The 20,843-nt window shown below is 71.8% G+C and carries 19 protein-coding genes and 1 pseudogene; all 20 read left to right on the top strand.

Annotated features, from left to right (window positions below; all coding sequences use genetic code 11):
- Positions 1-39: 39 nt before the first annotated feature.
- The 20 genes and pseudogenes from A3CQ_RS0123355 to A3CQ_RS0123455 all read left to right on the top strand — a co-directional run bounded on the left by A3CQ_RS0123355 (position 40) and on the right by A3CQ_RS0123455 (position 20,789).
- On the top strand, positions 40-1,551 hold the full coding sequence (locus tag A3CQ_RS0123355) for a UDP-N-acetylmuramoyl-L-alanyl-D-glutamate--2,6-diaminopimelate ligase (protein ID WP_051115327.1): 1,512 nt from the start codon (positions 40-42) through the stop codon (positions 1,549-1,551).
- Entirely contained in the window at positions 1,548-2,930 is a 1,383-nt protein-coding gene (locus A3CQ_RS0123360) for a UDP-N-acetylmuramoyl-tripeptide--D-alanyl-D-alanine ligase (RefSeq protein WP_026206085.1), read from the top strand. The genes A3CQ_RS0123355 and A3CQ_RS0123360 overlap by 4 nt, the downstream gene beginning before the upstream one ends.
- A complete protein-coding gene (gene mraY, locus A3CQ_RS0123365) occupies positions 2,927-4,033 on the top strand; it encodes a phospho-N-acetylmuramoyl-pentapeptide-transferase (protein WP_020513381.1) in 1,107 nt (368 codons plus the stop codon). The genes A3CQ_RS0123360 and mraY overlap by 4 nt, the downstream gene beginning before the upstream one ends.
- Positions 4,034-4,098: 65 nt before the next feature.
- Entirely contained in the window at positions 4,099-5,478 is a 1,380-nt protein-coding gene (locus A3CQ_RS0123370) for an FtsW/RodA/SpoVE family cell cycle protein (RefSeq protein ID WP_020513382.1), read from the top strand.
- On the top strand, positions 5,478-6,590 hold the full coding sequence (gene murG / locus A3CQ_RS0123375) for an undecaprenyldiphospho-muramoylpentapeptide beta-N-acetylglucosaminyltransferase (RefSeq protein WP_020513383.1): 1,113 nt from the start codon (positions 5,478-5,480) through the stop codon (positions 6,588-6,590). Before A3CQ_RS0123370 ends, murG begins: the two co-directional genes overlap by 1 nt.
- A gap of 22 nt (positions 6,591-6,612) precedes the next feature.
- Positions 6,613-8,040, top strand: a complete 1,428-nt coding sequence (murC, locus tag A3CQ_RS0123380; protein ID WP_020513384.1) for a UDP-N-acetylmuramate--L-alanine ligase — start codon at positions 6,613-6,615, stop codon at positions 8,038-8,040.
- A 4-nt stretch (positions 8,041-8,044) separates the two neighbouring features.
- Entirely contained in the window at positions 8,045-8,812 is a 768-nt protein-coding gene (locus tag A3CQ_RS0123385; RefSeq protein WP_020513385.1) for a cell division protein FtsQ/DivIB, read from the top strand.
- A 262-nt stretch (positions 8,813-9,074) separates the two neighbouring features.
- Positions 9,075-10,193: a cell division protein FtsZ gene (gene ftsZ / locus A3CQ_RS0123390; protein WP_020513386.1), complete on the top strand. Its 1,119-nt coding sequence runs from the start codon at positions 9,075-9,077 to the stop codon at positions 10,191-10,193.
- Positions 10,190-10,900 (top strand): YggS family pyridoxal phosphate-dependent enzyme, encoded by a 711-nt coding sequence (locus A3CQ_RS0123395; protein WP_020513387.1) that lies wholly within the window; start codon positions 10,190-10,192, stop codon positions 10,898-10,900. Before ftsZ ends, A3CQ_RS0123395 begins: the two co-directional genes overlap by 4 nt.
- A gap of 224 nt (positions 10,901-11,124) precedes the next feature.
- Positions 11,125-11,847 carry a cell division protein SepF gene (locus tag A3CQ_RS0123400; protein WP_020513388.1) on the top strand — a complete coding sequence of 241 codons (723 nt, stop codon included), beginning with the start codon at positions 11,125-11,127 and terminating at the stop codon, positions 11,845-11,847.
- 23 nt (positions 11,848-11,870) lie between these two features.
- Positions 11,871-12,176, top strand: coding sequence for a YggT family protein (locus A3CQ_RS0123405; RefSeq protein WP_020513389.1), 306 nt, complete (start codon positions 11,871-11,873; stop codon positions 12,174-12,176).
- Between the two features lie 44 nt (positions 12,177-12,220).
- Entirely contained in the window at positions 12,221-13,039 is an 819-nt protein-coding gene (locus tag A3CQ_RS0123410; RefSeq protein ID WP_020513390.1) for a DivIVA domain-containing protein, read from the top strand.
- A 38-nt stretch (positions 13,040-13,077) separates the two neighbouring features.
- Positions 13,078-13,269 (top strand): annotated as a pseudogene (locus A3CQ_RS64340) (hypothetical protein); the annotation flags it as partial.
- Positions 13,270-13,928: 659 nt separating this feature from the next.
- The gene (locus A3CQ_RS0123425) at positions 13,929-14,228 is read left to right on the top strand and encodes a DUF167 domain-containing protein (RefSeq protein ID WP_020513392.1); all 300 of its coding nucleotides are present in this window, start codon (positions 13,929-13,931) and stop codon (positions 14,226-14,228) included.
- Positions 14,225-15,781, top strand: coding sequence for a potassium/proton antiporter (locus A3CQ_RS0123430; RefSeq protein WP_020513393.1), 1,557 nt, complete (start codon positions 14,225-14,227; stop codon positions 15,779-15,781). The genes A3CQ_RS0123425 and A3CQ_RS0123430 overlap by 4 nt, the downstream gene beginning before the upstream one ends.
- Before the next feature lie 37 nt (positions 15,782-15,818).
- Positions 15,819-16,517, top strand: coding sequence for a TraR/DksA family transcriptional regulator (locus tag A3CQ_RS64440; RefSeq protein WP_505558655.1), 699 nt, complete (start codon positions 15,819-15,821; stop codon positions 16,515-16,517).
- Complete coding sequence (gene lspA, locus A3CQ_RS0123440; protein ID WP_211216671.1) at positions 16,490-17,101, top strand: signal peptidase II; 612 nt, start codon at positions 16,490-16,492, stop codon at positions 17,099-17,101. Before A3CQ_RS64440 ends, lspA begins: the two co-directional genes overlap by 28 nt.
- Before the next feature lie 38 nt (positions 17,102-17,139).
- Entirely contained in the window at positions 17,140-18,027 is an 888-nt protein-coding gene (locus A3CQ_RS0123445) for an RluA family pseudouridine synthase (protein WP_020513396.1), read from the top strand.
- 180 nt (positions 18,028-18,207) lie between these two features.
- Positions 18,208-19,182 carry a hypothetical protein gene (locus tag A3CQ_RS57670; protein WP_020513397.1) on the top strand — a complete coding sequence of 325 codons (975 nt, stop codon included), beginning with the start codon at positions 18,208-18,210 and terminating at the stop codon, positions 19,180-19,182.
- 236 nt (positions 19,183-19,418) lie between these two features.
- Entirely contained in the window at positions 19,419-20,789 is a 1,371-nt protein-coding gene (locus A3CQ_RS0123455; protein WP_020513398.1) for a MinD/ParA family ATP-binding protein, read from the top strand.
- Positions 20,790-20,843 lie beyond the last annotated feature (54 nt).

Genomic DNA, 20,843 nt, shown 5'->3' on the forward strand with positions numbered 1-20,843 from the left:
TTTCTCCGCCAATGCGGGTACCGGGTAGGGTCTGACGCCGTGCCCGGCATTCCCCGTCCCCAGTCCGTCGCGCCGGTGCGGCTGACTCGCCTGGCGGCCCTGCTCCCGGCGGCGCTCATCGGCGCCGACGTGGAGGTCACCGGCATCACCCACGCGAGCCAGGACGTACGCCCCGGCGACCTGTACGCGGCGCTGGCCGGCGCGAAGCGGCACGGCGCCGAGTTCGTGCCCGGCGCGGCGGCCGCCGGCGCGGTGGCCGTGCTGACCGATGCGGCCGGTCGGGAAGCGGCGTCGGCCGCCGGGCTGCCGGTGCTGGTCGCCGACGATCCCCGGGCTCTGCTCGGCGCCGCGGCCGCGACGGTCTACGGCGACCCGTCGTCGCGGCTCACGATGATCGGCATCACCGGTACGGCCGGCAAGACATCGACGGCTTACCTTGTCGAGTCCGGCCTGCATGCGGCCGGGATGATCACCGGCCTGATCGGAACCGTGGAGACGCGCCTCGGCGACCTGGTGGTGCCCAGTGTGCGCACCACGCCCGAGGCGACCGACCTCCAGGCGATTCTGGCGGCGGCGGCCGAGCGGGATGTCAGCGCCGTGGTCATGGAGGTCTCCAGCCACGCGCTCGCGGTCGGCCGGGTCAACGGGCTGCGGTTCGCGGTCGGCGGGTTCACCAACTTCGGCCTTGACCACCTCGACTTCCATACAGATGTGGACGACTACTTCGCGGCCAAGGCGCGCCTGTTCGACGGGCGCAGCCGGGTCGAGGTCCTCAATCTCGACGACCCGGCGCTGCGACCGCTGTTCAAGCCGTCGACGGTCAGCTACTCGGCCGCCGGCGACACCGCCGCCACCTGGTGGGCGTCGGAGGTGCGGCCGTCGGCGTTCGGGCAGCGGTTCGTCGCGAACGGCCCGGACGGCGTCACGGTCGAGGCCGGGGTCGCCCTGCCCGGGCGGCACAACGTGGCCAACGCGCTGCTCGCGCTCGCCTCGCTCGTCGCGATCGGGGTGGACGCCCGGGTGGCGGCCCGGGGGATCGCGGCCTGCCCGGGTGTGCCGGGCCGGCTCGAGCGGGTGGAAGCGCCGGGCGACGTGCTCGGGGTGGTCGACTACGCGCACAAGCCGGACGCGATCGTGGCCGCGCTCGCCGCGCTGCGCGACCTGGCGGCCGGGCGGGGCGGGCGGGTCATCTGCCTGATCGGGGCCGGTGGCGACCGGGACAAGGGCAAGCGCCCGCTGATGGGCGCCGCGGCCGCCCGCGGGGCGGACGTGGTGATCGTGACCGACGACAACCCGCGCACCGAGGACCCGGCCGTCGTCCGGGCCGCCGTGCGCGCGGGCGCCGAGCAGGCCGGCGCCAAGGTGATCGAGGTGGCCGGCCGGCGCGCCGCCATCGACGAGGCGGTCCGGCTCGCCGGGCCGGGCGACGTGATCGCGTTGCTCGGCAAGGGGCACGAGAAGGGCCAGGAGGTCAACGGCGAGATGCTGCCGTTCGACGACCGGGTGGAACTGGCGGCGGCGCTGACCGAAGCTGCGGGGAGTGGCTCTTGATCCGCATGACTCTGGACGAGATCGCCAAGGTGACCGGGGGGCGGCTCGTCAATGCCTCGCCGTCGGTGGCCGTGACCGCGGGCGTCGAGTACGACTCCCGGAAGATCGTTCCCGGCGGGCTCTTCGTCGCCTTCGAGGGCGAGAAGGTGGACGGGCACGACTTCGCCGCGCGCGCCGTCGGCTCGGGCGCGGCCGGGGTGCTGAGCACCCGGGACACCGGTGAGCCGGGCGTCGTCGTCGCCGAGCCGCTGGCGGCGCTGGCCGCGCTGGCCACGGCCGTCGTCGAGCGGCTGCCGGGGCTGACCATCGTCGGGCTGACCGGCTCGTCCGGAAAGACGACGACCAAGGACTTCATCGGGCAGCTGCTCGGGCGGCTCGGGCCGACGATCGCGCCGGCCGGGTCGCTCAACAACGAGCTCGGCTTCCCGTACACGGTGCTGCAGGCGACCGAGGAGACCCGGTTCCTGGTGCTGGAGATGGGCGCGCGGGGGATCGGGCACATCCGGTACCTGTGCGAGATCGCCCGGCCTCAGGTGGGCGTGGTGCTCAACATCGGGGCCGCGCACATCGGCGAGTTCGGCACGGTCGAGGGGACGGCGCGGGCCAAGGGTGAGCTGGTCGAGGCACTGCCGGCCACCGGCGTGGCGGTGCTCAACGCCGACGATCCGCTGGTGGCGGGGATGGCGCCGCGAACGCAGGCGCGGATTCTGCTGACCGGGGAGGCGCCCGCCGCCGACGTCCGGGCCACGGACATCAGGGTGGACGAGGGCGGGCGCGCCGCGTACACCATCGGATTTGAAGGAAAAATCGGAAACGTCCGGCTGGGGGTGGCCGGGCGCCACCAGGTCTCGAACACTCTGGCGGCCGCAGGGGTGGCGCTGTCGCTGGGGATGGAGTTCGAGGACCTGGTCACCGCGCTGGGTGAGATCGGGATCGTGTCGAGCCGGCGGATGGACGTGTTCACCCGGCCGGACGGCGTCACGGTCATCGACGACACCTACAACGCGAACCCGTCGTCGACCGCGGCGGCGCTGCACGCGCTGGCCGCGATGACGGGGGACCGCCGGGTCGCGGTGCTCGGCTACATGGCCGAGCTGGGGGAGCACGAGCGCGACGGGCACGAGGAGGTCGGCCGGCTCGCGGCGGAACTCGGCGTGGACCGTCTCGTGGCGGTGGCGGCGAACGCCCGTCCGATCCTGGACGGGGCGGCGAGGGTCGAGGGGTGGACCGGTGAGGCGATCTTCGCGGAGGATCAGGCGGCCGCGCTCGAGATCGTCAGGGGGGATCTGCGGGCCGGCGACGTCGTGCTCGTGAAGGGTTCCAGGTACCGCACGTGGGACGTGGTCGATGGACTGCGTCCCGAGGAGGGTCGCCCGTGAGGGCAGTCATCGTCGCGGCCGCGGTCGCGTTCATCATCTCGTTGTTCGGCACGCCGGTGGCCATCCGGGTCTTCACCGCCCTCAAGGCCGGCCAGCCGATCCGCGGCGGCCTTGGCCTGGCCAGCAACCAGGGCAAGAAGGGCACCCCCACGATGGGTGGTGTCGCCTTCATCGTGGCCACCGTCTTCGCGTACGTGGCCGGGCACGTCGCCCTGACCACGCTGCCCGAGCGGCAGATCGCGCAGGAGGGGCCGACCATGACGGCCCTGGTCCTGCTCGGCCTGTTCGTGTTCTGCGGCGTGGTCGGCTTCCTCGACGACTTCCTCAAGGTCCGCCGGCGCAACTCGGACGGGCTGAGCGCGAAGGGCAAGCTGCTCGGCCAGCTCATCGTCGGCACCGGCTTCGGCGTCGCGGCGCTGTACGTGGCGAGCACGAACGGCCAGACCGTGGCCAGCGAGCACATCTCGTTCATCCGGGACATCAGCTGGCTGGACGTCGGCAAGGTCGGCTCGGTCATCGTCTTCGTGTTCGTCATCATGGCGATGTCGAACGGCGTGAACCTCACCGACGGCCTGGACGGCCTCGCCACCGGCGCGTCGATCCTCGTGCTCGGGGCGTACGCGCTGATCGGTTTTTGGCAGTATCGCCACTGGTGTGGCGACACCGACTACGCCCGGGCCAACGACTACTGCTATCAGGTGCGAGATCCGCTGGAGATCGCGATGATCGCGGCCGCGGCGGCGGCGGCCTGCGTGGGCTTCCTGTGGTGGAACACGTCCCCGGCCCGGATCTTCATGGGCGACACCGGCGCGCTCGGCCTCGGCGGCCTCATCGGCGGCCTGGCCGTGTCGACCCGCACCACGCTGCTGTCGATCATCATCGGCGGGCTCTTCGTGATCATCACGATGTCGGTGGTCATCCAGATCATCTCGTTCAAGACCACCGGTAAACGGGTGTTCCGGATGTCACCACTACAGCACCACTTCGAGTTAGCGGGGTGGAGCGAGGTCAACATCGTGGTCCGGTTCTGGATCGTGGCCGGCATCTGCGTGGCGATCGGCCTTGGACTGTTCTATTCCGACTTCCTCGCGGTCATGGGATAGAAGTCTCTTGCGACACGCCAGTCCGAAAAAACCGGCTGGCGTGTCGCGCGCACGATGATGTGTCCATGGCGGACGACCGGACACCGAGGGTGGCTCGCCCGTCGCTCAGCAGGCAGCTCCTGCCCGCCGTGCACGGGCTGCTCGCGCGACCCCTCTCCTCGTACTACCTGCTGATCGCCAGCTCGGGCCTGCTGCTGCTCATCGGGCTCACCATGGTCTTCTCGGCGACCAGCGTGAAGGCGTACGCGGAGAACGGGAACGCCTTCGCGACCATCGCCAACCAGGCGATCTACGCGCTGCTCGGCCTCGTGATGTTCTGGATCTGCCAGCGGCTGCCCGCCAGCACCCTGCGCGACCTCGGCAAGTACATCCTCGGCGCGGCCATCGTGCTGCTCGCCCTCCTCGACCTGCTCGGCGCGCTCGTCTCGGTCGGCGCGATCGACAAGCCCATCCTCGGCCCGATCCACGCCAACCTGCTCTGGCTCTACCTCGGCCCGATCGGCCTGCAGCCGGCCGAGTTCGCGAAGCTCGGCATGGTGCTGTGGGGCGCCGACGTGATCGCCCGCAAAGGCGCCTCGCTCGGGCACTGGCGCGAGCTGTCCCGCCCACTGTTCCCCATGGTCGGCCTGCTGTTCGTGCTGGTCGGCTACAACGACCTCGGCACCATGCTGGTGCTGCTCGCGCTGATCGTCGGCCTGCTCTGGGCGGCCGGGGTGCGGCTGCGGGTCTTCGCCGCGCTCGGTGTGCTCGGCCTGGCCGGCGTCGGCCTGCTCGTCGCGGCGGCCTCCGGCGGCGCGGGATCGGGCGCGGCCGGCGAGGACAACTACCGCCTGGCCCGGCTCACGAACTTCCTCCAGCCGATCGAGAAGTGCAACCTGCAGGAAGCCTGCTACCAGCTCATCCAGGCCCGCTCGGCGATCTTCGAGGGCGGCTGGTTCGGGGTCGGCCTCGGCAAGGGCGTGCTCAAGTGGAACTGGCTGCCCGAGGCCTCCAACGACTTCATCTTCGGCGTGGTCGCCGAGGAGCTGGGCGTGGTCGGCTGCGGCGTGATCCTCGCGCTGTTCGCCGTGCTGGCGTACACGGGCTTCCGGATCGCGCGCCGCTCGGCCGACCCGTTCCGCCGGCTGGCCGCCACCGCGATCACCACCTGGCTGGTCACCCAGGCCGTCATCAACATCGGCGGCGTCACCGGCATGCTCCCGATCACCGGTCTGCCGCTGCCGTTCATCTCCGCAGGTGGCAGCGCGCTGGTCGTGACGCTTGCGGCGATCGGCATGCTCGCCTCGTTCGCCCGCGCCGAGCCGGACGCGGCCAAGGCCCTGAACGCCCGTCCGCCCGCGAGATGGGTGCGGCTACTCTGGGCCCCGCTGCCGCCCGTCCCCCCGCAACGGCAGCCGGGCACCTCGCGCCCGCCGGTCGATGCGGGGGCGGATAGGAGACGGTGATGGGGTCGCTGCGGTCGGCCGTGCTCGCCGGAGGAGGCACCGGTGGGCACATCTACCCGCTGCTCGCCTTCGCCGACGCGCTGAAGAGGCATTTCCCGGACGTGCGCATCACAACCCTGGGCAGCCCCAAGGGCATGGAGAACGAGCTGATCCCGCCGGCCGGTTACGACCTGCGGCTCATCCCGGCGTTCCAGCTGCCCCGCTCGCTCAACATGAACCTGCTGCGCACCCCCGACCGGATGTACAAGTCGGCGCACGCCGCCGGCAAGATCCTCGAAGAGGTGCAGGCCGACGTGGTGGTCGGCTTCGGCGGGTACGTGTCGGTCCCGGCCTACCTCGCGGCCTGGCGCCGCGACGTGCCGATCGTGATCCACGAGGTGAACGTGCCGCCGGGCGTGGCCAACCGGATGGGCATGCGGTTCACCAAGAACGTGGCGGTCGGTTTCCCGCAGCAGCCGCAGCAGGCCGAGTCGCTGCGCGACGCGCGGGTGGTCGGCGTGCCGCTGCGCACCGCGATCTCGCACCTCGACCGGGCCGCGCTGCGCCCGCACGCGCTTTACCAGTTCGGCCTGCGGCCCGACCTGCCGGTGCTGTTCGTGTCCGGCGGCTCGTCCGGCGCGCGCACGATCAACCTGGCGGTGGCGGCGGCGGCCAAGCGGCTCGCGCACGCCGGCATCCAGGTGCTGCACGTGCAGGGCGGCCGCAACGATCCGTTCGAGGTGCCCAACGACCTCCCGGTTCCGTACGTGGTGCTGCCCTACCTCTCCGACATGCAGCTGGGGTACGCGGCGGCCGATCTCATGCTCTGCCGGGGCGGCGCGATCACCGTGGCCGAGACGACCGCGCTCGGCGTGCCGGCCGTCTACGTGCCGTACCCGCACAGCAACCAGGAGCAGAAGCGCAACGCGCTGCCGGTGGTCGAAGCCGGCGGCGGCATCCTCGTCGACAACAGCGAGCTCACCCCCGAGTGGATCGAGCAGCACATCATCCCGTTGGCACGCGACCGGCAGCGGCTCGCGATGATGGGCGCGGCCGCATCGCGGTACGGACGCCGCGACGGTGACGAGGCCCTGTTGGAATTCGTCCTCGAAGCGGTGGCGAAGGCTCGATGATCTTCCCCGAGGGAGCGGAACAGTGAACACCGCGGAGCTGACCCCGGCCGGCGAGTTGACCGCCGAGGACCTGGGCAGCGTGCACCTGATCGGCATCGGCGGGGTCGGCATGGGCGGCCTCGCCCGGCTGCTGCTCACCCGGGGCGTGCCGGTCTCCGGCAGCGAACTGCGCGAGTGGCCGGCCCTCACGGCCCTCCGCGCGCTCGGCGGCACCGTCCACATGACGCACGAGGCCTCGAACCTGGACGGCGTCGACACGGTCGTCTACTCCACCGCGATCCCCCAGGACCACCTCGAGCTGGTCGAGGCGCGCCGCCGCGGGCTGCGGATCATGCACCGCTCCGAGGCGCTCGCCGCCGCGATGACCAACCGGCAGACGATCGCGGTGGCCGGCACCCACGGCAAGACGACCACCACCTCGATCATGACGGTGATCCTGCAGCACGCCGGGCAGGACCCGTCGTTCGTGATCGGCGGCGAGATCTCCGAGGCCGGCTCCAACGGCCATCACGGCACCGGCCCGCACTTCGTGGCCGAGGCCGACGAGAGCGACAAGTCGTTCCTCATCTACCGGCCGCACGTCGCGATCATCACGAACATCGAGGCGGACCACCTCAACAACTGGGGTGACCTCGACGGGCTGAAGGCCGGCTTCCTGGAGTTCGCGCTGCTGACCGACGTTTCCGGGTTCGTCGTGACATGTGCGGATGATCCGGGCACGCAGGAACTGATTGCGGCGCTTCGCGCTCAAGGCAAGACCGTTTACACGTACGGCGAGAGCGAGCTGGCGGACCTGCGGATCAGCGAGGTCGTCTCGACCGTGAGCGGCGTGCGCTACCTCGCCTCGCTGGACGGCGTCGACCTCGGCGAGATCAAGCTGGCGCTGCCGGGGCGGCACATGGGGCTCAACAGCGCGGCGGCGGTGCTCACCGCGCTGCGCCTCGGCCTGCCGCTCGACAAGATCACCGAGGCGCTGGCCTCGTTCCCGGGGGTGCGCCGGCGCTTCGAGCGCAAGGGCATCGCCGCCGGGGTGCGGGTCTACGACGAGTACGCGTACCACCCGACCTCGGTCCGGGCGGCGCTGCTGACCCTGCGCGAGGTCGCCGGCGATGGCCGCCTGCTGGTGGTCTTCCAGCCGTACCGCGTGTACCGCACCCGCGACCTGCAGGCCGAGCTGGCCGAGGGCCTGGCGATCGCCGACGAGGTGATCGTCATGGAGGTCTTCGGGCCGGGCGAGGTGCGCGGGCCGGGGGAGGGCGGCGTGGCGCTGACCGCCGCGATCGGCCTGCCCGCCGGGCAGAAGGTGTTCGTGCCCGACTGGGAGGACGTGCCGGCCGAGGTGGTGCGCCGCAGCCGGCCCGGCGACGTCGTGGTCACCATGGGCGCTCCGCCGATCTCGATGATGGGCGACGAGCTGCTGGGCGCGCTCGCGGAGTCGCAGGGGGACTGATCGGATGAGTGCGGGCGGGCGCAACTGGCGGCTGGTCCGGGCGAACACCGACGCGGTGCCGTCCTCGGCCCGGCGGTTCATGGCGCGCGCCCGCCGGCGCCGGCTGCGGGCCGCCTTGCCCTGGGCGGTCACGGCCGCCGTGCTCGTCGTCGTCGGGGCGCTGACCTGGGTCGTCTACGGCACCTCCGTGCTCGGCGTGCGCAACGTCAAGGTGGTCGGCGCGCAGCTGGTGACCCCGCTGCAGGTCGAGGAGGCGGCGGCGATTCCCCAGGACGAGCCGCTCGCCCGGGTCGACATGGACGGGGTGCGGGCCCGGGTGCGCGCCATCCCCGCCGTCGACCGGGTGACCGTGAAGCGGGGCTGGCCGTCGACGCTCGTGGTCGAGGTGGTGGAGCGTACGCCGGTGGCGGCCGTGCCGTCGTCGCCCGGGAAGCTGACGCTGATCGACGCGACCGGCACCCCGTACCGCGAGGTGATCCGGAAACCGGACGGTCTGCCGCTGGTGCGCACCGCGACGCCCGGCCCGTCCGACGTGAACACCAGGTCGGCGCTGAAGGTGCTCGGCGCGCTCAGCCCGGAACTGCGCGAGCAGCTGGTCGCGGTCTCGGTCGCCGCGCCCGCGCAGATCAAGCTGGAGCTGACCAAGAGCCGCACGGTGGTCTGGGGCGACGACACCGAGAACGAGACGAAGAGCCAGGTCGCGACGGCCCTGCTGAAGAAGGCGAGCACGGAGATCGACGTCAGCGCGCCGCTCGTGGTGACGATCCGCTGATACGGACATCTCGGCACGAACGGCTTATTCTGGCGGAGGTTACGGCCGCGTCGGATATTCGCCACCCAAGCCGCTGTCGACACGCCGCGCCGGTCCTTGGTTGAGGCCAGCCGTCCGCTTACGTTGCCTCCAGAGGTTGAATGGTTGACATAACCCTAAGCCTCTAGTAGAGGGTGAGGGTTTCCTCGCCCTCCCTTGTACGGCAGCGGACGTCGAAGTTGCGCCGCGACGTCCGTCCACCCCGAAGGGAAGGCTGAGCCCGATGACACCTCCGCACAACTACCTGGCCGTCATCAAGGTGGTGGGGATCGGTGGCGGCGGCGTCAACGCCGTCAACCGCATGATCGAGGTGGGGCTCAAGGGAGTCGAGTTCATAGCGATCAACACGGATGCCCAGGCGCTGCTGATGAGCGACGCCGACGTCAAGCTCGACGTCGGCCGCGAGCTGACCCGTGGCCTCGGCGCCGGCGCCCAGCCCGAGGTCGGCAAGAACGCCGCCGAGGACCACCGCGACGAGATCGAGGAGGTGCTCAAGGGCGCCGACATGGTCTTCGTGACCTGCGGCGAGGGCGGCGGCACCGGCACCGGCGGCGCTCCGGTGGTGGCGAACATCGCCCGCAAGCTCGGCGCTCTCACCATCGGCGTGGTCACCCGGCCGTTCTCGTTCGAGGGCAAGCGCCGCCAGGTGCAGGCCGAGGCCGGCATCGACGAGCTGCGCAACCAGTGCGACACGCTCATCGTGATCCCGAACGATCGGCTGCTGGCGCTCGGCGACCGCGGGATCAGCATGATGGACGCGTTCCGCCAGGCCGACCAGGTGCTGCTCTCCGGCGTCCAGGGCATCACCGACCTGATCACCACGCCGGGTCTGATCAACCTGGACTTCGCCGACGTCAAGAGCGTGATGAGCGGCGCCGGCAGCGCGCTCATGGGCATCGGCTCGGCCCGCGGCGACAACCGCGCGGTCGAGGCGGCCGAGAAGGCGATCTCCAGCCCGCTGCTGGAGCAGAGCATGGACGGCGCCCGCGGCGTGCTGCTCTCCATCGCCGGCGGCTCCGACCTCGGCCTGTTCGAGATCAACGACGCGGCGCAGCTGGTCACCGACGCGGCCCACCCGGACGCGAACATCATCTTCGGCGCGGTCATCGACGACGCGCTCGGCGACGAGGTGCGGGTCACCGTGATCGCGGCCGGGTTCGACGGCGGCACGCCGTCGTACAAGCCGGCCGAGCCGACCCGCAAGGCGACTCCGCCGACCCAGCCGGTCGCCCCCGCGGCGCCGGCCGTCTCGATCACGCCGCCGGCCGCGCCGGCGCAGACGCCGCGCCGGGTGCTCTTCGACGATGTGGACGTGCCGGATTTTCTCAAGAACGGCTCGTGACCTCTCCGGCCGGCCGCAAGGACGAGCTCGCCGCCTCGCTCGCCGAGGTCCGGGAGCGGATCGCCCGTGCCTGCGCGGCGGCGGGCCGGCCGGCCGAGGAGGTCACCCTGGTCGCGGTGACCAAGACGTACCCGGCGAGCGACGTCGTGCTGCTCACCGGCCTCGGCGTCACCGACATCGGGGAGAACCGCGACCAGGAGGCGGCGCCCAAGGCCGCCGCGGCGCGCGCCGAGGGCGCGACGCCGCGCTGGCATTTCATCGGCCAGTTGCAGCGCAACAAGGTCAAATCCGTGATCGAGTACGCCGACGTGGTGGAGTCGGTCGACTCCGAGCGGCTCGTGACGGCGCTCGATCGGGCCCTCGGGGAGCGCCCGGCCCCGCTCGAGGTGCTGGTCCAGGTGAGCATCGACGGCGACGCGTCCCGGGGTGGGGCGGCCGGCGACGACATCTGGCGGATATCCGACGCCGTGGCGGCCGCGCCGTCGCTGCGGCTCGGCGGCGTGATGGCGGTCGCGCCGCTGGACTGGGACCCGGATCGCGCGTTCGAGGAGCTGGCCGCGATCACCGGGCGGCTGGTCACGCACCATCCGGACGCGACCACGGTCTCCGCGGGGATGAGTGGCGACCTGGAAGCGGCGATCCGGCACGGAGCGACACACGTCCGGATCGGCACTTCTTTGCTCGGAATGCGAAACCCGCTGCGGTAGCCTTGCGGCGGGCAGCAAACTACATAGGTGTTGTTTAACGCGGTGTCGCGACACCGCGCGGGGGACAGCACGGTTTCGCCGCGGGTCGCCCGTCCGGTTCGGACTTCGGCTCGTGCAAGGGGGGAATGCGGTACGCCAAGGGGGCGCGGGCCGCGCAGCGGACAAAAGGTGGGGGACATGGCTGGTCGGGGCGAGACTCTCGCGGTGCGGAATGGGGTGGGGGCATGAGCGCGATTCGGAAGGCGGGCGTCTGGCTGGGCCTCGTCGAGGAGGATGAGGACACCCGGTACGACGACCGTGGCTACCGCGAGTCCTCCTACCGCGACCGTGACCGCGATCGGGACCGCGACCGTGACCGCGACCGGTACTCCTCCGACCGTTACAGCGACGAGTTCGCCGACGACGACGAGGACCTCGAGGAGGAGCGGACCGTCCCGCGGGCGCGCACCGAGCGGTCCCGGCTGTCCGAGCGGATCTCCCGGGCCGACCTCGACGACCACGATCGGGTGGAAAGCGGGGATCGGGCACGGGTGCGTTCCATCACCCGGTCGACCACGGCCGGTGAGTCCGCGACCCCGATGAGCTACGCGACCCGGGACAACCTCGCCCTGGCGCCGCAGCAGGTGCACACTCCGCAGCCGGCCGCGCGCCCGGTCGAGGAGGAGCAGCGCTACCAGATCACGACGCTGCACCCGACCACCTACCGGGAGGCGCGGACCATCGGGGAGCACTTCCGGGACGGCGTGCCGGTAATCATCAATCTCACCGAGATGGATGAGGGAGACGCTCGCAGGCTGGTCGACTTCGCGGCGGGTCTGGCGTTCGGTCTTCGCGGTACGATCGAGCGCGTGACCAACCGGGTTTTCCTGCTCTCTCCGGCGAATGTCCAGGTCACCGCGGAGGACAAGGCCAAGATCGCTGAGGGTGGGTTCTTCAACCAGAGCTGAACCCGAACGAGGGACCCTCAGAAGTGCTGTCGATCCTGTTCCAGATCCTCTACCTCATCGTCTACCTTTTCTTTCTGGTTCTGCTGGCGAGATTCGTCCTGTCGGCGGTGCTCCAGTACGGACGGCGCTGGCAGCCCGGCCGCGGCGCTTCGGCGGCACTGGAGACGGTGTGGACCGTCACTGATCCGCCTCTCAAGGCGTTGAGGCGTGTGATCCCACCGCTGCGCATTGGTAACGTGAGCTTGGACCTGGCTTTCATCGTGCTGCTGGTTATCCTGTTCGTGCTCATGGAGTTCGTGCTCGCCAACCTGATACAGACGTACAGCTAGACAGCAGCCCCACACCGCGGCCGCGACTGACCCGAGGAGTTTCGATGCCGCTGACCCCGGCCGACGTGCACAACGTCGCCTTCAAGAAGCCCCCGATCGGCAAGCGGGGGTACGACGAGGAGGAGGTCGACGCCTTCCTAGATGAGGTCGAGCGCGAACTCGCCCGTCTCATCGAAGAGAACAACGAGCTGCGCGCTCAGGTGGAGCGCGGTGGCCGGGGTGGCGCGCCAGCCGTCTCGGGTGCCGACCCCCGCCTTGCCGCCGAGCTCAACGAGGTGAAGGCCCAGCTGGACCGAGTCCAGCGGGACAAGGCGCAGGCCGAGCAGGCCGCCCGCCAGATGCAGGCCGAGCTGGAGCAGGTCCGGGCCCAGGGCCCGGTCGGCGCTCCCGGCGGCGGCCCCAGCGGAGACGGCGAGCAGCAGGCCCTGCGGGTGCTGATGATGGCCCAGCGCACGGCCGACGACCACGTCGCCGACGCGCGCCGTGAGGCCGACAAGCTTCTCTCCGACGCCCGCTCCAAGGCGGAGGAGGTCACGCGCGAGGCCCGAGCCAAGGCCGACGCGCTCGAGCGCGACGCTCGCCAGCGGCACCAGGAAGCCATGGGCGGCCTGGACGCCAAGCGGTCGGCGCTGCAGAAGCACATCGAGGAGCTCAAGCAGTTCGAGCGGGAGTACCGCACGCGCCTCAAGGCGTACCTGGAGTCCCAGCTGCGTGACCTCGACGGTCGCGGGCAGGGTCTCGAGGCGGAGCTCACTCGTGCCGATGCGAACCGTGCGGTCGGCGGCTCCGGCGGTCTCGCCGCGGCCGGCCTCGCCGGGTCGTACGGCGGCAGCCGCACCGGTGCCATCGAGTCCGGGCGCTGACCCCAGTTCCATCCCCCAGCACCCGACGAGGATGAGCCATGATCGTTTTTAGCCTGCTGCTCATCCTCGTCGCGGTGACGCTGCTCGTGCTGGGACTCACCGGCGGCTCGAGCAACCTCCTCATCAGCTCGATCGTGGCCAGCCTGCTGGCCGCGATCGCCCTGGTCGTCGGCGCGCGGCAGGGTGGCGCCGGGCGGCGTGCCCGGGCCACGGCGGTGCCCGAGACCGCGGCGCCCGAGTTCGCCGCGGAGCGCGGCACCGACGATTTTGCCCCGGCCGGGGCAACCTTCGCCGCCGAATCGCCCCAGTCCGATTTGTCGGACAAGCGGGAGACTGTCCAGCTGGAGCCGGTCGCCTACGACGACCTCGACGAGGTCGAGGGCGAGGCCTACGCCGCCGGACGCCGTGACGCCTCCTCCTCACCCTCCCCCTCGTCCTCGCCCGAGAGTGACGCCGACCGTGATCTCGCGGCCGAGGCGATCAGCGCGGCCCGCAGCGGGGATCCCGATGAATACGCGTGGCGCCGGCCCGAGCCGGCGCATGCCGAGGCGGCCGCGGGCGCCGCGGCCGGTGCCGACGTCGGCGCCGACTTCGATCTCGACCTCGGCGAGGCCGAGGAGGACGATCCGGCCGACGAGCCGCTGCCGCAGAAGGTCAGCCCCACCGACGCCGTCCGGGTGGCCCGGCTCGACGCCGAGGTGCTGGTCGTCGACGGCCGCCCGCGCTACCACCTGCCCGACTGCCCGCACCTGATCGGCCGGCTCACCGAGCCGATCCCGGTGAACGAGGCGGTCGAGCTCGGCTTCAGCCCCTGCGGCCTGTGCCGCCCCGTCGACCGCTTGGTCGCGGCCGCCGCCCGTCACTGAACCATCACTCGGCAGAATGAGGCATGGTCAACCGTGTCTCCGGTCTTTCCGTGGCCGTCCGGGTCCGGCCCGGCGCCGGGCGCGATCGCGTGGGTGGGCGCTATGACGGCCCGCACGGGCCCGCGCTGATCGTGGCGGTCTCCGCGCCCCCGGTCGACGGGAAGGCCACTGAGGCGGTGCGCAAGGCGCTCGCGGCCGCGCTCGGCCTGCGCGCCGCCGACGTGACGCTCCGGCTCGGCGCGACCAGCCGCGACAAGGTCTTCACGGTGCCTGGCGGCGACGAGATCCTCGCCCGCCTGACCGCGCTGCGTGACGGCCCGTGAGCGGCAGGCTCGATCTCGCGCTGCTGATCGGGGCCGCGGTGCTGCTGGTGGCGGTGGGCGCGGTGCGCCTGTCGACCCGGCTCGGCCTGCCCAGCCTGCTCGTCTACCTGGCGCTCGGCATGGTCATCGGGGAGGCCGGCTTCGGCATCCGCTTCGACGACGCCGAGCTCACCCGGATGCTCGGCTTCTGCGCGCTCATCGTGATCATCGCGGAGGGCGGGCTGACGGCCCGGTGGAGCGCGCTGCGACCGGTCCTCGGGCTCAGCGCGTCGCTCGCCACGGTCGGCGTGGCGGTCAGCATCGTCGTGGTCGGCGTCTGCGTACATCTGATCTTGGGTCTGAATTGGCGATTGGCGCTGCTTTACGGAGCCGTGCTCTCCTCGACCGACGCCGCCGCGGTTTTCGCGACGGTGCGGCGCCTGCGACTGCCGCCGCGGCTGGTCGCCACCCTCGAGGCCGAGTCCGGCCTCAACGACGCCCCGGTGGTCCTGCTGGTCGTGCTGCTGAGCGCCACCGAGGTGGTCGCGCATCCCTGGTGGTACGAGGTGATGATCGTCGCCTACGAGCTGGCCGCCGGCGCCGCGATCGGGTTCGTGGTCGGCGCGGCCGGCCGCTGGACGCTGCGGCACGCGGCGCTGCCCTCGGCCGGGCTCTATCCGATCGCCGCCGTCGGTCTCACCGTTCTCGCCTACGCGGCCGGCGCCGTCGCGCACGCCTCCGGATTCCTCGCCGTCTACGTGGCCGGGGTGGTGCTCGGCAACGGCCGGCTGCCGCACCGCCGGGCCATCCTGGGGTTCGCCGACGGCCTGGCCTGGGTCGCTCAGATCGGGCTGTTCGTGCTGCTCGGCCTGCTCGCCTCGCCCGGCCGGCTGGGCGGCGCGCTGGTCCCGGCCCTGGTCGCGGGCGTGGCCCTGGTGCTGCTGGCCCGCCCGCTGTCGGTGGTGGTAGCGGCCGTGCTGGCGCGCCCGGTGCGCGGGCTGCGTGCTCGATCCTCGGGGCCCGGGCCGCTCCGGGTCGGCTGGCGCGGGGCCGCGTTCCTCTCCTGGGCCGGTCTGCGCGGCGCGGTCCCGATCGTGCTGGCCACGATCCCGCTCTCGGCCGGGACCGCGGGCGCGAACGGCCTGTTCGACGCGGTCTTCGTGCTGGTCATCATCTTCACGATGCTGCAGGCCGGCACGCTCGCCCCGGCCGCCCGGATGCTCGGGGTGACTGCGCCGGCCGAGCCCGCCGAGATCCACGTGGAGACCGCGCCGCTCGAGAACATCGCCGCCGACCTGCTGCAGCTCGACGTGGCGCCGGGTTCCCGGCTGGCCGGCGTCTACATCGACGAGCTCCGCCTGCCGGTGGGCGCCTCGGTGACCCTGGTCGTGCGGGACGGCGCCGGCTTCGTGCCGGGTCCCGACACCCGCTTGCGTACGGGGGACAGCCTGCTCATCGTGACGACGGCGGCCGTCCGGGACATCGCGGAGCGCAGGCTGCGCGCGGTGAGCCGCCGGGGGCGGCTGGCGCGCTGGTTCGGCGAGGAGGGTCGGGAGGAAGCGGCCGGTCGGTGACGAATCGGGAACGGTCAGGTATCCGACTGGGGGATTTATGACCTTTGACCGGTCAAGATCGGAAGCAATTGTTGTCGCTGCCGGATACGTTCCGTATCCTTGCCACCCTCCGGAGTGCGCGGCTGACCGTTCGGCCGCGCCGTTTGTGCAGGTGGGGCAAGATCTACGGCGGCGTCCGGGCGCGTGGTCGCCCTACGCCTCTCCGGGGCGCGGCCGGACGCTCAAGGGGGACGCGACCGGCACGACAAGGGACCCGGCCCGGGTCCGAAGACCGCTGATCGCCGCGCCGGGGGGTGCGGCCGAGGGAGCGACGATGGCCAAGGCAACCGACACCAGCACCGTTACGACCGCCAAGGCCGCCACGAAGCGGACGCGTACCGCGGCCGAGACGGAGAAGATCCGGGTGGCGCTGACCGAGCGCCGCGACGAGCTGCAGGCCGAGTACGAGCAGTCGCTCACCGACATCACCGAGCTCCAGCGGGACCGGCTCGCCGACTCGGCCGGCGACGACCAGGCCGACGCCGGCACCAAGACCTTCGAGCGGGAGCAGGAGATCACCCTCGCCAACAACCTGCTCGAGCGGATCACACAGGTGGAGCGCGCCATCGAGCGCCTCGGCCAGGGCAACTACGGTTGGTGCGAGCGGTGCGGCAACGCCATCCCGGTCGAGCGGCTGGCGGCTTTCCCCTCCGCTACCCTGTGCGTGACCTGCAAGCAGTTGGAGGAACGACGCTGAACGCCGACGAGGCATCGGGCGCGACCGCGGTGCAGCCGGAGCCGGACGCCCGGCCCCGCTTCAGCGTGCGCGCGATCACTGTGCTCGGGGCCACCGCCGCCCTCGCGGTGGCGCTCGACCAGTGGGTGAAATGGCTCAGCACCGAGCACCTGACCGAGGGCGAACCGGTGCGCATCCTGGGCGGCCTGATCTATCTGTCGCTGCTGCGCAACAGTGGCGCCGCGTTCAGCTTCGGCAGCGGGCACACCTGGGTGTTCCCCGTGATCACCCTGGTCGTGATCGGCTGGATCGGCTGGATGGCGACCCGGCTGCGCTCGATCCCGTGGGCGATCTCGCTGGGGCTCGTGCTCGGCGGCGCCTTCGGCAACCTGAGCGACCGGTTGTTCCGCGCGCCCGGCCCGTTCCAGGGCCACGTGGTCGACATGATCAGTGCCTTCGCGCCGTACGGGGAGAAGTTCGCGATCTTCAACATCGCCGACAGCTGTCTGTCCGTCGGGGTCGCGCTGGCGGTCGTGCTCGAGTTGACCGGCCGGCAACGGGACGGCCGGCGGGCCGTACGGAAAAAGCCGGAGCCCGCACAGTGACCCAGCGTTCCCTGCCGGTGCCCGACGGTCTTGATGGCATGCGGCTCGACCAGGCTGTCTCCCGGCTCTTCGGCCTGTCACGCACCGCCGCCGCGAGCCTCGTCGAGGCGGGGGACGCGCTGGTCGACGGCTACCCCCGGCCGAAATCCGACAAGGTCAGCGCCGGTTCGTGGCTCGAGGTCACGCTGCCCGTGCCCGCCTCCGCCGCGCCGGCCGTGGTGGCCGAGCCGGTGACCGGGCTGACCATCGTGTACAGCGACGACGACATCGTGGTGGTCGACAAGCCGGTCGGCGTGGCCGCCCATCCGAGCCCCGGCTGGACCGGCCCGACCGTGGTCGGCGGCCTGGCCGCGATGGGGCAGAACGTCGCGACCAGCGGCGCCGCCGAGCGTCAGGGCATCGTGCACCGGCTCGACGTCGGCACCACCGGGCTCATGGTGGTCGCCAAGAGCGAGCTCGCGTACAGCGTGCTCAAGCGGGCCTTCAAGGAGCGTGAGGTCGACAAGCGGTACCACGCCGTGGTGCAGGGCCATCTCGACCCGCTGCGCGGCACCATCGACGCCCCGATCGACCGGCATCCGACCGCCGACTACAAGTACGCCGTGATGACCAGCGGCAAGCCCAGCGTCACCCACTACGACACGCTCGAGGCGTTCCGCTCCGCGAGCCTGGTCGACGTGAAGCTCGAGACCGGGCGTACCCATCAGATCCGGGTGCACTTCTCGGCGCTGCGCCATCCCTGCGTCGGCGACCTCACCTACGGCGCCGACCCCACCCTCGCCGCCCGGCTCAAGCTGACGAGGCAGTGGCTGCACGCCCGAGAATTGGGGTTCCTCCACCCCCAAACGCACGATGAGGTTCGCTTCGTCAGCGACTACCCTGACGACCTGAAGTACGCGCTTGACGTCCTTCAGGACGCGAGCTGATCTCGGGGAGCTGGGGTCTGTCCTGCCGATCACGCGGGAGCGAGGCGAGGTCCAGGTGGTGGCTGACGTCGGCCGCGAAGCGGTCGCATACCGGGGTTGTATGTGGCCGTTTCGCGGACGCCGTCAGGCGCCGGCTGGGCCACGCCGCAGCCCCTCGTGATCGGCAGGACAGACCCCGCCGTGCCGGCGGAACCCGTGCGGGAGCCGGTGGTGGGCGCGGTCGCGCTGCGGGCCGTGATCGGGCTCGCCGTCGTCTCGTCTTTCGCGCTGCTGCTCGCCGCGATCTGGGCGAGCCGGCGCGACGACGCCGAGCCCGCCCGCACCGATCCCGGCGCCTTCGTCCAGGTCGGCGTCGTTCAGGGCCAGGCCGTCTCCGGTTACCTGCGCAACTCCCGCTCCGAGCTGGCCGCGCTGACCGACCCGGCGGCGCCGCCGGCCGGTGACACCTGGGCCCTGGCCAGCCTCGACCGCTACGTGATGCCCGGAGCGCTTCCCGGCCTGTTCGACGGCGCCGCGGTGGCCCAGGTCTACACCCGGGTGCCGCTCGTCGGGCGGCACACCCAGGTGGTGCGGATCCCGGTCTACCGGCTGCCCGCCGACGTCATGTCCGGGATGCTCGACGCCGCCCTCCAGCGCGACCGGGAGCGCGCGGAGTACGAGCAGCTGGGGCGCAGGGTCATCGGGGACGGACCGAACGCGGAGCGGGCCCGGGAGGCGTACCGGTCGGCCGCCGCGACCGCCGGGGCCGAGGCCGACGCGTACCGGTCGGGATGTGCTTGTGTCTTCGCGGCCGTGGTCCGCGCCGCCCCGGCCGCGTTGCAAGTGGTCGCGGACCGGCCGGGCGTGAGGGTCGTCGATCCGGCGCCGGAGGTACGGCAGCTGGATCGCACGGAGTTCCGCCCGCCGCTGCCCGAACAGGACGGGACGATCCCGGCGGAACCGAGCGGATCTCCGATTCCTGTGCCAAACGACGGTTCAGCCATTGCCTCGCGGACGCCCTCGCCGATACTGTCTTCCCCCGGGCTCCCTGTGACGTCTGACTCACCGGCGAGCCTTGACCCTTTGCCCGATCCCTCTGCCGCGGCACCGGAGGAGCGCACTGCCGTGCCTTCAGGAACTGAAGCGAGTGCTGCTCAAAGGCCGACCAGCTCGTGATCAACAGCACCTCGAGAGCCGTCCGCCCGTTAGTTCTCTCGTCCGCGAAACGTACGGACGGCCACACGATCACCACCGTGGCGCCGGGTTTCGATCAAGAGAATGACCGGGGATGGTCGGTCGGGCAGTGGCCCGAATAGGGTTCGCTCCGTAGCCTGTCATGGGCGACGGGGCATCCGTGGGCATCACCGGGATTGCCGGGCATCGACCGGGCGTATGGGCAGGGAGGACGAGCCGTGGATGGGACCGAGACCGGCTGGGGCCGGCCTGCGGAACCAGCCCCGCGTTGGCGGGCGCTGCTCGACCGGGCCCGCCACGGGCGTGCCGCCGCCGAGGAGCAGCAGGCCGAGCCGGAACCCGCGCCGCCGCAGCAGCAGTTCGGGCAGCCGTTGCCGACCCGCCGGCCGTACAACCCGCTGGACTCCCGGGCGCCGCTCGACCCGCGGCCCGGTTTCGACCAGCCGGGTTTCGAGCAGCAGCAGCCGGGATTCGACCAGCCGCAGCGGCCGATGCCGCAGCGGCCGCCGATCAACCCGCTCGACCCGCGTCATCAGGGGCGCGCGCAGCCCGCGCCGGCCCCGGCGCCCGCGCCGCCCGTCGAGCAGCCGCACAGCTACTTCAGCCCGAGCCCGGCCCGGTCCACCCCGGTCGCGCCGCCGGCCCCGCCGCCGCAGCGCGACTACCCGCAGATCCGGGCCTCCGCGGCGGCGCCGGTGCGTTCGCCGGCTCCCGCTCCGGCCCCGGCGCCCACCTCGCCGGCCGGCGCCCGCATCGAGTGGCGGCAGACCCAGCCCGACAACGAGCTCGAGCGGTCGGTCGCGGTGCTGCGGCGCAAGCTCGGCAAGCCGCGCGTGCTGGCCTTCGCGAACCCCAAGGGCGGCGTCCACAAGACCACCGCGACCGTGCTGGCCGCGGCCACCATCGGCAGCGTCCGCGGCCGCGGCGTGCTCGCCTGGGACGACAACGAGCTGCGCGGCACGCTCGGCCTGCGGGCCGGCAGCGCCCGGCACGCCCGCACCATCAAGCACCTGCTGGCCGACCTCGCGCAGATCGAGTCGCTGCACGGCGACGGCCTGCTCAGCGAGCTCGACGGCTATCTGCGGCACGCCTCCGACGGCTCGTACGACGTGCTCGCCGGCGAGGAGAACCCGCGCTTCGCCCAGCGGCTCGACCAGGGCACGGTGCGCCGCGTGATGGACCTGCTGCGCCGCACCCACGACGTGGTCTGCGTCGACACCGGCAACAACGTGGAGAGCGTCAACTGGCAGACGGTGATGCGCCAGGCCGACCAGCTGGTGATCACCACGGTGCCGCGCGAGGACGCCGCGTTCACCGCCGACTGGATGCTCGACGTGCTCGACGACAGCGGCATGAGCGACCTGGTCGCCAACGCCGTGACGTTGATCTCGTGCCCGTCGCCCGGGCCGCTGCCGATGCTCAACGATTTCGCCAAACATTTCGCGACCCGCACCCGCGGAGTGGCGATCGTGCCGTACGACCCGTCGCTCGAGGTCGGGTCCTCCATCGAGTACCAGGACCTCCAGCTGGAGACCCGGCAGGCGTGGCTCAAGGCCGCGTCGATGATGATCGAACCCTTCGCCGAGTGATCCTCGCGAGTCCTCTCGTTCTTGTCGTAGGTGGCGACTAGAGTCGCTCGCGTC

Origin of the sequence: Paractinoplanes globisporus DSM 43857, from assembly GCF_000379645.1 — a bacterium.
In the GTDB taxonomy this organism is placed as follows: Bacteria; Actinomycetota; Actinomycetes; order Mycobacteriales; family Micromonosporaceae; genus Actinoplanes; species Actinoplanes globisporus.

What these genes read in the sequence shown, in the direction of transcription:
- A3CQ_RS0123385 (WP_020513385.1), top strand. Translation starts at nt 8,045, where the DNA reads ATGAGTGCGGGCGGGCGCAACTGGCGGCTGGTCCGGGCGAACACCGAC.
- A3CQ_RS0123400 (WP_020513388.1), top strand. Translation starts at nt 11,125, where the DNA reads ATGAGCGCGATTCGGAAGGCGGGCGTCTGGCTGGGCCTCGTCGAGGAG.
- A3CQ_RS0123425 (WP_020513392.1), top strand. Translation starts at nt 13,929, where the DNA reads ATGGTCAACCGTGTCTCCGGTCTTTCCGTGGCCGTCCGGGTCCGGCCC.
- A3CQ_RS0123445 (WP_020513396.1), top strand. Translation starts at nt 17,140, where the DNA reads ATGCGGCTCGACCAGGCTGTCTCCCGGCTCTTCGGCCTGTCACGCACC.
- murG (WP_020513383.1), top strand. Translation starts at nt 5,478, where the DNA reads ATGGGGTCGCTGCGGTCGGCCGTGCTCGCCGGAGGAGGCACCGGTGGG.
- A3CQ_RS64440 (WP_505558655.1), top strand. Translation starts at nt 15,819, where the DNA reads ATGACCTTTGACCGGTCAAGATCGGAAGCAATTGTTGTCGCTGCCGGA.
- A3CQ_RS0123410 (WP_020513390.1), top strand. Translation starts at nt 12,221, where the DNA reads ATGCCGCTGACCCCGGCCGACGTGCACAACGTCGCCTTCAAGAAGCCC.
- A3CQ_RS0123370 (WP_020513382.1), top strand. Translation starts at nt 4,099, where the DNA reads ATGGCGGACGACCGGACACCGAGGGTGGCTCGCCCGTCGCTCAGCAGG.
- ftsZ (WP_020513386.1), top strand. Translation starts at nt 9,075, where the DNA reads ATGACACCTCCGCACAACTACCTGGCCGTCATCAAGGTGGTGGGGATC.